At 60.3% G+C, this 14,539-nt stretch carries 12 protein-coding genes and 1 pseudogene; 11 read left to right on the forward strand and 2 right to left on the reverse strand.

The genetic code is table 11. The features are described from left to right. Positions 1 to 93 precede the first annotated feature (93 nt). Positions 94 to 208: pseudogene (locus BQ8794_RS37265) on the reverse strand (bifunctional Delta(1)-pyrroline-2-carboxylate/Delta(1)-piperideine-2-carboxylate reductase); the annotation flags it as partial. 89 nt (positions 209 to 297) lie between these two features. Here BQ8794_RS37265 and BQ8794_RS04225 point away from each other — a divergent pair. From BQ8794_RS04225 to BQ8794_RS04260, 9 genes are all read left to right on the forward strand, one after another. After that, complete coding sequence (locus BQ8794_RS04225; RefSeq protein ID WP_425293519.1) at positions 298 to 1,134, forward strand: WecB/TagA/CpsF family glycosyltransferase; 837 nt, start codon at positions 298 to 300, stop codon at positions 1,132 to 1,134. Positions 1,135 to 1,294: 160 nt separating this feature from the next. Then, a complete protein-coding gene (locus BQ8794_RS04230) occupies positions 1,295 to 2,614 on the forward strand; it encodes an oligosaccharide flippase family protein (RefSeq protein ID WP_077373564.1) in 1,320 nt (439 codons plus the stop codon). Positions 2,615 to 2,633: 19 nt separating this feature from the next. Further along, positions 2,634 to 4,388, forward strand: coding sequence for a GNVR domain-containing protein (locus tag BQ8794_RS04235; protein ID WP_210189811.1), 1,755 nt, complete (start codon positions 2,634 to 2,636; stop codon positions 4,386 to 4,388). Further along, the gene (locus BQ8794_RS04240; RefSeq protein WP_077373570.1) at positions 4,385 to 5,692 is read left to right on the forward strand and encodes an O-antigen ligase family protein; all 1,308 of its coding nucleotides are present in this window, start codon (positions 4,385 to 4,387) and stop codon (positions 5,690 to 5,692) included. The genes BQ8794_RS04235 and BQ8794_RS04240 overlap by 4 nt, the downstream gene beginning before the upstream one ends. A gap of 310 nt (positions 5,693 to 6,002) precedes the next feature. Continuing rightward, complete coding sequence (locus tag BQ8794_RS04245) at positions 6,003 to 7,301, forward strand: polysaccharide biosynthesis/export family protein (RefSeq protein ID WP_167378622.1); 1,299 nt, start codon at positions 6,003 to 6,005, stop codon at positions 7,299 to 7,301. Positions 7,302 to 7,322: 21 nt separating this feature from the next. Then, positions 7,323 to 7,457, forward strand: a complete 135-nt coding sequence (locus BQ8794_RS36950) for a hypothetical protein (protein ID WP_280174555.1) — start codon at positions 7,323 to 7,325, stop codon at positions 7,455 to 7,457. Beyond that, a complete protein-coding gene (locus tag BQ8794_RS04250; protein ID WP_077373577.1) occupies positions 7,457 to 8,353 on the forward strand; it encodes a glycosyltransferase family 2 protein in 897 nt (298 codons plus the stop codon). The genes BQ8794_RS36950 and BQ8794_RS04250 overlap by 1 nt, the downstream gene beginning before the upstream one ends. A 428-nt stretch (positions 8,354 to 8,781) precedes the next feature. Then, a complete protein-coding gene (locus BQ8794_RS04255; protein ID WP_167378623.1) occupies positions 8,782 to 9,816 on the forward strand; it encodes a glycosyltransferase family 4 protein in 1,035 nt (344 codons plus the stop codon). Positions 9,817 to 9,820: 4 nt separating this feature from the next. Continuing rightward, positions 9,821 to 10,225, forward strand: a complete 405-nt coding sequence (locus BQ8794_RS04260; RefSeq protein WP_167378624.1) for a recombinase family protein — start codon at positions 9,821 to 9,823, stop codon at positions 10,223 to 10,225. 40 nt (positions 10,226 to 10,265) lie between these two features. Here the strand turns inward: BQ8794_RS04260 and BQ8794_RS04265 are convergent, their stop codons facing one another. After that, complete coding sequence (locus tag BQ8794_RS04265; RefSeq protein ID WP_078060878.1) at positions 10,266 to 11,327, reverse strand: right-handed parallel beta-helix repeat-containing protein; 1,062 nt, start codon at positions 11,325 to 11,327, stop codon at positions 10,266 to 10,268. 305 nt (positions 11,328 to 11,632) lie between these two features. Here BQ8794_RS04265 and BQ8794_RS04270 point away from each other — a divergent pair, with 305 nt between their 5' ends. Then, positions 11,633 to 13,330, forward strand: coding sequence for a GMC family oxidoreductase (locus BQ8794_RS04270; RefSeq protein WP_077373588.1), 1,698 nt, complete (start codon positions 11,633 to 11,635; stop codon positions 13,328 to 13,330). Continuing rightward, complete coding sequence (locus BQ8794_RS04275) at positions 13,327 to 14,487, forward strand: glycosyltransferase (protein ID WP_143744462.1); 1,161 nt, start codon at positions 13,327 to 13,329, stop codon at positions 14,485 to 14,487. The genes BQ8794_RS04270 and BQ8794_RS04275 overlap by 4 nt, the downstream gene beginning before the upstream one ends. Positions 14,488 to 14,539: the final 52 nt, after the last annotated feature.

Raw genomic sequence — 14,539 nt, forward strand, 5'->3', positions numbered from 1 at the left:
CGGAGAAGCTGGCGGGCGGCGCGCTCACCGGAGGTACCTAAAAGGAAACTCCCTTGTTCTCTTCGTGGTGCCGAAAGAGCGCATGAAATGCGCAGCGCCGTCGAGCAGGAGGAAAAGCCCCACACCGCGGGTTTGCCTACGGCATTGTTGTCGGGCGACACTGTGACGATCTTGACGCCGATGTGGCCGCTGACGACGTGCCGGCCGCAACGGAGAGAACAAGGGAGTTTCCTTTTAGGTACCTCCGGTGAGCGCGCCGCCCGCCAGCTTCCCGTCGGAATAGCAATTGAACTCGAAGTGCTCGCAGGCTGTGATGGCTCACTCATTGTAGCAATCGAGGGCGGCATGACAGAGCTCGCGATCGATCAGGGACAGTTGCGCGAGCAAGTGCTTGGGGTACCCGTGCACGCCCTGGGCTTGGCGCAGGCAATCAACTGCGTCTTCGACTGGGCCCTACGGCGGGAGAGCCGAACGGTTTTCCTGTGCAATGTCCACAGTGTCGTCACCGCCCGCCGCAATCGCGCCCATGCCGAAGCGATGGATAGCGCCGACCTTGTCGCGCCGGATGGAGCGCCGGTGGCCTGGATGCTGAGGCGGCAGGGACACGCGGATCAGCCGCGCATCAGCGGACCGGACCTCATGTGGATTTGTTGCCGGAGGGCATCGGAACTCGGCACGCCAATGTTCCTGTACGGCGGCAGCCCGGGCACCCTCCAGCGTCTCGGAGGGTGCATTCGAACCGAGTTTGCCGGCATAAACATCGTGGGCTCTTACTCACCTCCGCGCCGCCCTCTGTCGGCCGAGGAAGATGAGGCAGTGGTCAGAATGATCAATCAGTCCGGTGCGAGGATCGTGTGGGTGGGGCTCGGATGTCCCAAGCAGGAAAGCTGGATGCAGGCGCATCGCGGCCGGATCAATGCGGTCATGCTGGGGGTAGGAGCAGCTTTCGATTTCCACGCCGGAGACGTCAAGCGGGCGCCGCAATGGATGCAAAAGAGCGGGCTGGAATGGCTGCACCGGCTCTTCCAAGATCCCCGCCGCCTGGCGAGCAGGTATCTCGTGACGAACAGCCTGTTCATCCTGGCTTTGCTGCAGGCGTCGCTGCGTCCCAGGCGCAGCCTTCGTGACGGTTAGAGGGAGGCGGAACCAGTGAACACACTCGGACCGCCGTGTTGCTGATCTGCGCCAACTCCTTCACGGGCGGCTGTTCTTTGGCGCTGCTGGGAGGCGGCGCTCTCCATATCTGGACGGTGTGGTTTGCATTGCCTCGACAGGCACCTGACTGGAGGCTACCATGACTCTGAGCAAACAGGCCGCCAGTCTGGCTGTCCTGCATGTCACCGACGTCCTGCAGCCGCTGATCATCTTGCCCTATGCCGGGCGTGTCCTCGGACCCATGAGTTTCGGGCAGTACGCGTATGCGCTCGCCATCGGACAACTCGCTGCCGTCGTCGTGGCCTATGGATTTCATTGGACCGCGCAGCGCAGGGTTGCTTCCCTTCGATACGAGCCGGCGGCGATCGCGTCACTCGCTGCTCAGGTCATGGCCACCAAGGCAGTGCTGTTCGTTGCCGTATGCCTGGTTGGCTTTGTGCTGGCCGGCGACGTCCTGGCGCTCAGTAGGCCGACATTCCTGTGCGCGATGCTCTCGGCCGCCGGCGGCATTATTTTTCCGGCCTGGCTCTTCGTCGGCCTGGAACGCGCCTGGCAGGCGGCCGTCGCGGTGGTTGGTGCTCGCGTTCTGGCGCTCGTCTGTTTCGTCGCCATGGTCGCATCACCTGACCAGGTCGCGCTCGCCGTTGCCATCCAAAGCGCAGTTCCCGTCGTCAGTGGCGTCATTTGCTTACCTTTCATCCTTCCGATCGGGTTCGGCGGCTTCAGGTCCGTGACGCTTTCGGCGATTGGAATGCAGCTACGCAACGGCTGGAGCGGATTCTTCTTCACCGCCGTGGATGTTGCCCTCGTCACCCTCCCTGTCGCCCTTGTCGGACATTTCGCAGGTTATGTCGCAGCCGGACAGTATTCTGTCGCCGAAAAATTCCTATTAGCCGCGCGGGTATTTTTCAGGTTGCTTATGGATACCTTCATACCGAGGGTTTCATACTACGCTCATGTAGACCCTGCTGCCGGGGTACAACTGATAAGGAGGTCACTATTCACCGTAGCAGGCGGAGCGGCGATGAGTATCGTAATGTTCTTTGTTGCTCCATATATAATATTGCTCCTCTTTGGAGATGAATTTTCAGGAGCGACACCTATTGTGCGCGCAATGGCAATTATACCATTGCTGATGAACATAAATACATTCACATCAAATATATTCATGTTTAGTTACGGATATGAAAATGAATGGGCCGCCCTTAACGCATCCGGCCTGCTAGTATTCCTGGTGGCCTCATATTTTTTGTCCTTCGTCATGGCGGAGCAAGCCATTGTTTATGCGATGGTGGCGAAGGAAGTCGTCGTGCTGGTGGTTTCAACCGGCTTCTTCCTCATTGGCGGAGCGGCCGTCCTTCGCACGGCGGCGGCTTGCGATGCAGGCCGGGTAGGAGGGTATCCGCCGGCGTTCCAATCCGCGCCGTTGGAGCACGAGGCCGATCGTTTTCGGTCGTAGGAGAGTCTGTATGTCCGCCATGGATCACATTGTCGTTCAGCCGTCCGGGTCGCCTCACCAGCCGATCCCCCCCAAGGATCGCGACGAGCTGACCGCGAAAGACATCTTGAGATTTGTTCGAAGCAGTTGGCGCCTTTGCCTCCTCTGGATGGTTTTGAGCCTGGGTGTCGGCGGCGCATATGCGGTCCTTTCGCCTGGATATTACACCGCCTATGCGACGATCCTCCTTTCATCTCCGCCCGCTTCGCAACCGGGCGAAGCTGAGGCAGATGAGCGGGTCTATGTAGAGAGCCAGATCCAGGTCATTCAGTCGGACGAGGTCGTCGGACGCGTTGTTGACGACACTGGCCTAGCAAACGAAGAGTTTGTGATGGATGACAGCTTGCGCGCGCGGATCTCCAGTTACGTGCGGAGCCAATTGGCGTCTCTCTTCGGCACCGAACTGCCGACGGTGGAGCCAAATATTCGGCATCAGGCGATGGTCCTTGTGAGGCGCGCGTTTTCCGTTAGTCAGTTGGGTTTCTCCAGCGCCGTCGAGATCGGGGTCACCTCTACCGATCCTCAGTTCTCGGCCATGCTCGCGAACGCGATCGCCGACGGTTACATCGGAAATCAGCGCGAACGCCGGCGGGCTGCTCGCGCGGAAGAAACATCTGATCTGCACAAGCGGCTGGCCGAACTTCGGGAAAAGGCGTTTGCAACCGAATCACTGAAGGAACTACCGTCGGACCCTGAATCCGCGGAGACGGCAAGAATCCTTTTCCGCGAACAGCAGAGCGCGGCCGAGGTCTATCGCTCGCTTTACAATGCCCTTCTGCAGCGGAGCCAATCGGATAGCGCCTCGTCACTGATCCCGAGCGCAAGGGTCATCACGGCGGCCGAACCGCCTCGTCAACGCAGTTGGCCGCCCACGGTCCTGGTGGTAGCGCTCTCCGTTATGGCCGGTGGGGTTGCCGGCGTTGGTCATGCATTGATCAGGCAAGCACTGAACCACCGCCTGATAACGGTCGAGGATGTGCACAGGTCGACCGGCCTTGATCGGATTGTAGGGATCCCCAGAATTCCCCGCCGCAGGTGGAATGTTGTGGGACCATGCGAGCAGTCTTTGCAGCCCGTCTACTCAAAGGACGCTCCCGAGCTTCACAGCTCGCTGAGCAAGATTGCCACCCGGATGCGCGGAGTTCAGGGCCGCCAAGTGAGCAAGATTGCCACCCGGATGCGCGGAGTTCAGGGCGGCCAAGGTGGATTTGTAATCGGCGTTGCTTCACCCCTCGGCAAGTCCGGAAGCTCCACGGTGGCGGTTCATCTCGCAAGGGTCATTGCGGCGACCGGGCAAAAGACACTGCTCGTTGATGCCAATTGGCAAAAGCCATCAATGGACCAGCCAATGCTGAACGCGGAGCCAGGTCGCAAGCTCGCCAGGGCGTTTGCCACCATTCCCGCGGATCAGGAAGGGCTGGAAGTTCTGGCTCTCAGGCCCACGGGGTCAATCTCCGACTTGAATGCCTCGCTCGCCATCTCCGCTGCACTCCAGCATCTGCAGCAAGAATACAGTTGTATAGTGGTTGATTTTCACAGCACCGACCGCACTGCTGATCTGGAAGCGGCCATGGGCGTCATCAGCGAGGTCCTCCTGGTGCTGAAGGCACGCCGCACTTACGCGGACCATCTCGAGGGAATTCTGCGCATCATCCCCGCAGAGAAACTCTCGGCAGTAATTTTGACCAGGATCAACCGTGCGGCTTTCAGTCCTAACCGGGAATACAGGCCATGACCTCGCCAGCGACATTGTCACGCAGGAAGGGTTCAAAGCCGGTCGACCTCGTTTGCAGCCATTCCCCTGACGTGCTCGACTACACGCTCTTTCTCTCCGGCATTTGGCTGGCCTGCGCCCTGGCAATATCGCTTAAACTGCTTGGCCCTTTCTTCATAGTGATCCCGGTCGGTGTCTGTCTGGCCTATGCCGTGCTGCGGCAGACGGTGCCGCCTCGTCTGCTGGCGGTCTACACCGCCTTCTGCCTCTTCATTGCCCTGATGTCCAGATACGGGCTGATGCCGGATTCCTGGCAGGTTCACTTCCTTCAAGAAGCAGTCATAAGGCAAATCGTCCCGATTGTGGGATTCTTCGCCGTCGCATGGGCATCCAAGGCTTATTTCCGCCGCAGGCTGATGAGCGGCAATGCCTTTTTTGGGGCACCCGTTTTCCTGTTCCTGTCTCTCGTTGTCGCGCCGGCGGTGATGTTTCAGCAGGGTGTGCAATACCAGGGCGCACCTCCGGGAGCCACGATGCTGATTCTCTACGGCTCGCTCCTCAATAACATTGCAATTGCCGTGTTCTTCATTGCAGGCAGTATTTTTCTGACGAATGACTGGCGCCGCTACGGCGGCATTTTGCTCTTATTGGGATTTGCCCTTGTGAGCCCCTTGGGTCAGTTCAAGGTGCTCGCGGTCACCATAGTGGTCATTCTAATTGGCGTGCCAGGCCGATTGGTAGCTATAGCTCTGGCGACGGCATTAACTGCTGCCTATGGCGTCGGGCTGAATTTCATACCTCAAACCTTTGCCTTGGACCCGAACGCCGGGATCCGACTTGCGTTCATTTCGGACGCACTCGCATCCGTGGCGGATACATACGGCATTGGCATCGGATTTGGAAAAGAGTCGGTTCAGTGGCGATATGAGATCCCGGGTTTCGCGGATTTCACCTTTCTTCCTGACACCAGGAACATCACGCATGCCAGGATGCTTGAGATACTCTCAACGGGAATCCACAACTCGTTCCTTCAATCCATGCTGCGGACGGGAGTCATTGGATTCATTTTGATTGTATCTGCAATTGCGGCGGCGTTCCCACCACGCAGACTGCCGCGCGGCGTTCGAAACCATGCTTCGGCGGTCTTCGTCATGATTTTCCTCGCGATGTTCGTCAATGCAGTCTTGGAGACTCCTCTACAGATAGTGGGAATTGCATTCTCATACGGCTACCTCACTGCACTTCGCGCCAGCGCTTGGGCCGAGGATGCGGAACCCGTTCCGCCAAATGGGATCGAAATGCAGCAAGGTTCTTGGCGTGCCTGACCGAACACGGATGCGGTCCGTCCGAGACAGGCGATCCACCGCTCTCGGTAGAAGAGGTGCGCGTCGTACCGGTTTTGGCACGGTAGGGGCATGAGAGCCGTCCGGCCAGTGCGCACACGCCTGCGATTAGGCTTCCTCGTCCGTTTCCATGAGGGGTGCCTCGAAAGAGCCAGCGAGCCAGCCATTTTGCCTCGGCCTCGGCCATGCCTCTTCTGGTAGCATAGGGCCATCCACTGCGCAGGTTCGCCCGCGCCGGAGAAACCCGTGCTCAGTCGCCCGTAGAGATACGGGGCAAACCGTTGGGGGACCCATGAAGCTGTTGAGATCCTTGTTGTCGGCGCTGTCGATGACCATGGCTTCGACACGCCTTGCTTCGTTCGCTGGCGCCATCGCTCTGATTCCGACAGCGGCACTTGCCGACTACAAGCTACAGCCCGGAGATGCGCTGGAAGTATCGGTCCCTGGTATTCCGGATTTCAGGCAGCGATTGCAGATCGGAGTGGACGGCGAGGTGAACTTGGCGCTGGTTGGAGCGGTTCAAGTCAGCGGCCTTTCCATTCAACAAGCGCAGGAAATAATCGCTGGCAGTCTCGCCAGCAAGCAGTATCGGCAGGGGACCGCGGACGGCCGTGAGATAACGCACCTGATCCAGGCCGATCAGGTCTTCATTTCAGTTGCCGAATACCGGCCCATCTATGTTTATGGTGATGTGGCCAGGCCGGGAGAGTACATCTTCCGGCCTGGTATGACTGTCCGACAGGCTGTGGCGGTTGCGGGTGGCTACAGCGCTGCCCAGGTTCGCATCGCCAATCCGCTCATGGAAGCGGCCGATTTCCGTTCGGAATACAAAGCCCTATGGGCGCAATTCGCAACGGAACAGGCTCGCATTTGGCGCCTTCGCACCGAACTCGGCGAAGAAGTCGAACATGTCGAGAACGTGCCCGTGCCTGAGGCGCTCGCCGAACGATTGAAGCAAGCGGCAATAGCGCATATCGAAGCTCGTCTGTCAGACAGTGAAAAGGACAAGGAGCTTCTGCGACGTGCTGTCGAGCAGACCAGCCTGCAACTGGAGCTCCTGTCTGAAAAGAAGAAGAAGGACGAAGAGGGAAGCAAGGCCGACACCGACGATTACGAGAGCGTCAGGACGCTGTTGCAAAAGGGCCTGGCGCCGACCACGCGCCTATCTGAGGCCCGTCGAGCGGTGCTTATGTCATCAACCCAACTGCTCGAGACGATCGTCCAGGCATCGAACATTGAGCGCCAGCGCGGCGAATATGTCAGACAGCTGAACAAGATCGACAGTGAACGACAAATCGCGGCCTTGGGAGAGCTACAGGGGGCCTATATGAATCTGGCCCAGATCTCGGCGCGTCTTGAGGGTACCGCGCAGAAGCTGGCGCTTACAGGTCAAGCGCAATCCACCCTGCTGACAGCCGCGGGTCGGCCCGAGATGACAGTCCATAGAAAGCGAGAGCAGGGCGCCGAGACGCTCCCCGGAAGCGAAGATCTCGGGCTTGCGCCCGGCGACGTTGTGGAGGTCGTTTTGCCAAAGGCCGACTTTGCCGGAGCCGTCGCGCCGTCGCCACGGGGGTCAGCAGTGCCGAACTGAGTTTCAAAGGAGCGACCACCGATGCGCGTCTTGCTGGTTCACGCCGCACTTCTTTCGAAGGATGCTCTCGACGGCCTTCTGTTGGGGAATGCGCCCGAGCCGGACTATATGTGCGCGCGCTCGGCCTATCGGCTCGGCCGGAAGGTGCTTGCGTGATGAGCGTCACCGTCCCTCTCCCCTGCGATATCCTGTTCCTGGGACTCGCGCGCAATTGTGCGAGGACGCTTCCGAACTTCTTCCGCTTCATCGCCGAACTGCGGGGTGCGGGCCTGCGGGTCCGGGCAGCCATCGGCGAAAACGGGTCAACGGATGACACGCGCGCGCTGCTCCTCGAGCACTTCCGGGCCGATGCTTCGGTCGAGATCCTTGCGACGGATTTTATGGCGACGATCCCCGAGCGGCTGCCGCGCATGGCGGCCGGTCGCGAATTCCTTCGCCTGCACGCGAGCAAAAACCATCCCGCCACGCACCATGTCTGCGTCGTCGACCTGGACTCCGTGTTCGCAGCCCCCCCTACGGTCGCCGCGTTCGTCTCATCGCTCGATCGGCTCGCCGCCGACGCGAGCCTCTTCGCCGTGGCCGCGAACTCGAAGCCGCGCTACTACGATCTGCTGGCGCTGCGGTGCGAGGGCCTATTCATGGAGAATCTTCAGCATACTATCATTCGCGCGAAACGAAATCCGCTCACCTATCGCTCCACCCTGGCACGATGCGTCCACGATGCACAGAAACGCGTGTCGGCGAGTTCTCTGCGGCACTGCGTCTCGGCTTTCAACGGCCTCTGCCTCTACCGGGCGGAACCCTACTATGCCCACTCCTACATCGATGCCCGGGATCGCGAGAGCTGCGAGCATGTCGTCCTCAATACGGCGATACATGCCTCGACTGGCAGCCATGTCCTTATTGACGACGGTCTGATCGTGACCGCTCCGCCCGAGCATCTTCGCGAGCAACCGCTTCGCTTTTACACGGTTCGCCTTTTGCGGCTGATGAGGATCGTTCCGATATGGTTTGCTGGCTCAGGCCCACTCGGCTCGGGGGACCGGCCATGACTGCGATCACGTCATCGGTACGGCGGGAGCCGACCGCCCTCGGCCTCTTATTCGTAACGGCGCAAACTTCAATCGGCTGATGGCGATCTATGAGTCCGTGGTCAAGCGCCCGATCCGGGCCTTCGTGGTAGTCTCGTCAGCTTAGACCCGCGCCGGGAGGAACGGACCACGGGCAGACCAAGCTTCACACGTGAACGAGCGCAGTGCGGCCGTGCCGGCGGGCCGGGGTACTCGCTATTTGTCGTTGATCGATATGCCCCGAGGATCGATCCTACCGCCTCACATACCTCGGAGAGGTCCTTTTTTGCTTCCATTGCTGAAACACGGTGCGACGGGAGGCTGCGGCCGCTCGCAGGCCCCTATTTTAACGGTGTGATCAAATGCGCATTGTCTTGACCCGGCGCGAACCCTTGGATTCGCCTGACGGTGTGAGCATCTTCATTGTGGCGCTTGCCCAGGCGTTGCTCGAATTGGGGCACCAGGTGCTGATCGTGGTCGGCACCTTCAAAAGCCGCGCTAACTTCGAGCGACTTCTTGCACCTCGCCTCGAGCTACCGATAATCGGATTGAGCCGGACGCCTTTGACCGGGCCGGCCTCGGTCGCGGCGTGGCTGCGGGCGATCGGCATCATCAATCGGTTCCGGCCCGACCTTGTCATCCATAGCGAGACGGTGCCGCTTCCTCTGCATGGCACGATCGTCCAGATCGTCCACGATCTTCAGAGGCGGAACGGGGCGCTTGCGGCGGTCTGGGGAGCCGTTCGACGGATAAGCACGCGGCGCTGCCACCACGTCGTCGCCACTACGTCCGAGCTTCAGGAAGAACTCGTGCAAGATCTTGGGCTGCCAAGAGACCGAATCCTGAAAATTCCCGAATGCATCGATCGCCAGTCATATGCGTCCCGTGGACTGGCAGATCGCGAGCGGGCAATCCTCCATGCCGGCACCTCGCCCTACAAGGTGCCGGAGGCGACGATCCGTGCATTCGGCGCCCTCAACGACCCTTCCGTACGGCTCTACCTGACGGGTGACATCACACCACCGGTGACGGAGGCGGTCGACGCTCTTCCTGAAGAGATAAGGGGGCACGTGATCCTTCTCGGCATGGCAGAGGGAGCACGCGTTCGCGAACTACACAGTCGCGTTCGCGTCGCCGCTTTCCCCACGCGCTATACGGTCCCTGTCGCCTCGGCAACGGTGATGGAGGCGATCGCCAGCGGCACGCCCATCGTCGGATCTTCAAGGCTCAGCCGGGATCTCCTCGCGGATGGCGTGAATGGGGCAGTGGTCGTTGGGCAACCAGAGGCGATGGCCGGAGCAATGAGGGGGGTGTTGGACGATGATCACCTCTGGTCGCGGCTGTCGGCGGGCGCCCGCCAGCGGGCAGGACAGTTCGATGCCCATAGAGTCGCAAGGCAATATCTGGAGCTTATGGCTCCCCTTCGGGCCGGCGGGAAAAGCTAAAGTCATGATCATCGGGTACTGTCGGATCAATACATTCGAATCCGCCGCCAGTCTGGAGGAGCAGAAGCTTCATCTTGCCCGGTGCGGAGCCGAGAATTTCTTTTACGAGAAGACCGGTATGTTTAGTTTGGCGTCGGAGTTGGAGAGGGCGATTGCGTGTGCCAGGAAAGGCGATGTGATCGCTGTCACGAAGCCCTACCGTGTTGCGCGCACAACGCGGCAAGTGCTGGCACTCATCGAAAGGCTTGGTGACAAAGGAGTCGGTCTTCGCATCATCGATACTCCGATCGACAGCAGCACGACGACGGGACGCATGATTCTTGCATCGGCGCCTCTCTGGACGCTTGGGATGTCGCCATTGCGGTCAATGCTGTCAGACCTGCTTCTCTTTTGGCGTCGTCGCCGGTAAGGCAGGGGGAAGGTGACGCGTCAGTGCACCAGTCGGTCCGCTACCAGTTGAAGGCAAGCCGCAATGGAGGCCTGGGATCAAATGCCTTGCGCGCGATGGACCACCCAGCCTGCACTGCCGTCGCCTCCCAAATGATGTTGTCGGCGTTGGCCAGTGCATAGACACAGCAATCCTTGACGCTGTGCTTCTCAGCGCCTTCTGATATCCGGGTATGGAACGACAGGCCGTTGGAGGTCGGGGCATCTCTGCCGTCCCGCGGCTCGTTGTAAGTGTCCCGGCTCCGGCAGCGGTCGAACGAGCAACCGCCACTCTCGACCTTGCCCTGCGGAACGGCCGAGAAGGCGCCGTTACCCTGTTGAACGGCATCGACGTCATCGACCCGGCAATTTAAGCTTCCCTCCAGCATGATGCCAACGCCCGTGGGGCTGTTGTTGTAGAAGACGAGTCCACGCCGAATTGTACAGCGATCCGAGTGAAAGGCGGAAATATTGTCCTCGGTCCAGGAGGTGGGACCGTTCTCGGCCGAGAATTCTTCCAGGCTCGTATCCGGAGAGCGGTTGAACTGCACATTCTGTCCACGCGGGAACGGTCCGCGCGCGTCGTGGAGTTCGAGGAACTTCATCTGGGTGCCGGGACAGTCGACGACATAGATATTGGAGGAGCCGCGGGACGCCTTGACAAGGATGATGATCGCATTGGGGCAGTTTTCCAGCTCTATGTTGTTGCGGTTCTGGCTTGGTCCGGCCCCCGAGGGGGGAGCCCCGACATGATCGATCTCGAGGTCCTGCAAGCGTATTCCGGCGGCTCCCTGGGCATATATCCCGCTGCCCATGGCATGACGAATGCGGCAGCTGCGGACAATGACGCCCTGATGGAGTATCGTGATCCCGTTGCCTCTCGGGGCATAAATGTCAAGATTTTCAATGATCTGCCCATCTGCGCGCGAGAGCACCGGTCCGCTTGGACGCAGAAAGGCGGCCGCGCCCCTGCCCAGATACAGCGCTCCGCCGACGACGCCCGAGACGGGCAGCGCCAGCAGCCTGGCAAGGAACCAGCGCCGATCAAGGCGCGAGGCTTCAAGAGACTGCCGGCCGCGCGACATGGAAGTTATCCGCCCGACCCGTTCGGGTGCCAGACGTCGGCTCGGCTTGTGCGGAGACATGGAGGTGGCCGTCGAGATGCAGATGGGACAGGCCGAATCCATTCCTCTCGGCAAGGCGGCTTCTTCGGCCAGGTGTCGTCAGGCATCCCATTTCCCCTGTGCGCCAGCCGGTTCAGGTTCCCCAAGAATGCAGATCGGCGGCAGGCCGCGAAAGCCCTTCATAAGGCTTAATACCGATGGACAAAGAGCCATCTGCCGGAATCCCTGCCATTCTTTGACGGTGGTAACAAGCGGAGCGGGTAGCGATGTCGGTTGGGCCGGATGTCTTCGACTATGTGATCGTCGGAGCTGGGGCGGCAGGCTGCGTCTTGGCCAATCGTCTGGCGGCTGACGGCACCAACACGGTCTGCTTGCTCGAGGCGGGGCCGCCTGACAGCAGCATCCTTCTGCACATTCCGGCGGGACTCTACAAGACATGTTCGAATCCGAAATATGCCTGGCAGTTCGAAACGGAGCCGAACCCGGGGACGGCCAATCGCTCTATTCCGATGCCGCAGGGCAAGACATTGGGTGGTTCGACCGCAATTAACGGGATGATCTACAACCGTGGCGCCGCTGCGGACTTCGACGAGTGGGCCGACCAGGGCAATCGAGGCTGGCGCTACGCCGACGTGCTGCCCTACTTCAAGAGAAGCGAACGCAGGCTTGGGGCATGCGATCCCTTCTACCGCGGGACAGACGGGCTGCTTCCGGTTACAGATTGCGATTGGCGACATCCGCTTTGTGATGCATTCATTGAGGCCGCGCTCAATGCCGGTATCCCGCGCAATCCCGACTACAATGCAGCAAGCCAGGCCGGCGTGGGCTACTATCAGCGCTATATCGACAAAGGATGGCGCGTGAGCGCAGCGCGGGCTTTCCTACGGCCGATCGCCAGAAAGAAGAACCTGGAGGTCCGCACAAAAGCGCAGGCCACCGCCGTCCTCTTCGAGGGAAAGCGGGCCGTCGGCGTTCGGTATGCACGAGGGCCGGGTGATCCCGTGAGCGAGGTCAGGGCCCGTAGCGAGGTGATCCTCTGCGCCGGAGCCGCGAACTCACCAAAGCTGCTGCAGCAGTCTGGCGTCGGTGCTGCGGGTATGCTCTCCGAGCTCGGGATTCCGCTCGTGCACGAATTGTCCGGTGTCGGTGCAAATGTCCAGGACCACTATACGGTCCACCTGATCGCCCGGGTAGAGGGCATTGAAACGGTCAGCGGACACGGCGTCGCCCTCCTGCGCGAGGCGGCCAAATGGATGCTGGGCCGCCCGAACTTTCTCGCCGTCGGCCCATCGCTCGTCTACGGGTACGTCAACTCGCGGGATATTCACTCCACCCCCGATATCCAGCTTGAACTTGCCCTGGGCAATTATACCGGCCACGGCGCGCGGCGGTTTCCTGTCATCAAGCTTGGCTACCATCAGTTGCGGCCGAAGAGCATCGGACACGTGCGGGCCGTCTCGGCCGATCCGTTTCGAGCTCCGCTCATCCAGCCCAACTATCTCGCCGATGATCAGGACCGGCAGGTCGTTATCGACGGCATGAAGACCGTGCAGCAGCTGTTTCGCGCCCCCGAGCTAAGGCGCTACAACTGCACGGAAGAGCTTCCCGGCCCGAAAATAACCGACGACGCCGACTGTCTTCAGTTCGCCCGCGAAATCGGGCTGACCACCTATCATTTGTGCGGATCGTGCCGGATGGGCCTATTTGACAGTGCTGCATCTGTCGTGGACGACCAGTTGCGGGTCCACGGCCTGCAGGGGCTCCGGGTTGTTGATGCTTCTATCATGCCCGCGGTTCCCTCGGCCAACACCTCGGCCGCAGTCTTTATGATCGCGGAAAAGGCGGCAGACATGATCCTTGGCCGGCAACCCCTCCCGGCACTGGAGCGCGACAAGCCGGCCGTGACGGGCTGCAGCGGGGTAGCCGAAAAACTGAACGACAACTGCCGGGAGAATCTCCTTTGAAAAGACGTACACTTGTTGCCTCTGAATTCAATGCGAAGGACCGAGCACACTTTGCGTTGGCGTATGAGTTTTGCCGCATTGTTGCGGAATGCGAGGACGCCGACCTGATAGCCCCCGGCCTCGACAACTACCTGACGAGACGCTTTCTCGCCGTCTTGCCAAAACACGACCCTCACAACGTCCAGCGTGACTTCAACCGACTGACGAATGCGGTTCGGAAAGGGCTAGGGTTGAAGAACGCACCAACCATGGAGCATGTTCAGCTCACGCAAGACTATGACCTTTTCTTCTTCGTCGCCTGGAGCCCGCAAAGTCTTGTAGAATTGTCTCGGATCCACGACTGGCGCGGCCGCTGCAAGGTTGCTGTCGCGTATCTGTTCGAACTCTGGTCGAGCACGCTCGAACAGGACCGCCAATATCTGAAGCTCATGGACCAGTTCGACCACGTGTTCCTCTTGCACAGCGCGTGCCTACCGCGCCTGCCTCAATACACCCGCACGCCCTGTTCCTTTCTTGCCACGGCTGTCGACGGCCTTATTTCAACGCCGTATCTGTCGCCGGTCAAACGCGTGGTCGACGTATACTCGTTCGGCAACCGAGCCGCGAAAATACACCGGCAGCTTCTGAACCTGGCCCAAGACCGGGACTTCTTCTATCTCTACGACACGCTCGCAAGCGCAGATTCCCGGGTCAGGGACTGGCATGAGCATCGGTTGCTGCTCGCCAATATCATCAGGCGCACGCGCTATTTCATGGCTTTCAGTCCAGCGGCACTTGCAAACTCCAAGTCCGTCACGGTTGCCGGCGAGCAGGTGCTGCCTGCCCGTCTCTTCGAAGGGGCCGCGGGCGGCGCCGTCATGCTTGGGACCGCGCCGCAATGCGCCGAATTCGGCGAGCACTTTGACTGGCAAGACGCGGTGATCGAGGTATCACCAGACTCGAGCAGTATCGCAGACGTAATTGGCGAACTCGACGCAAACCCCCGCCGCACAGAATTGTTGCGCCGAACAAACGCGGTCCGTTGCCTAGAGATGCACGATTGGGTTTACCGTTGGGAGCACATCCTTGTCACGATCGGAATGGAGCCGTTCCCGCGACTCCACATTCGCAAGTCCCTGCTGCGACAGATCGCTGCCGATGCGATGGCGCTCGCCTAGACGATCAGGCCCGAAAGTGGGAACCGGTTTCGGGTTCGGTGCTCAACGGTGC

It is taken from the genome of Mesorhizobium prunaredense, from assembly GCF_900156895.1.
Lineage (GTDB): Bacteria > Pseudomonadota > Alphaproteobacteria > Rhizobiales > Rhizobiaceae > Mesorhizobium > Mesorhizobium prunaredense.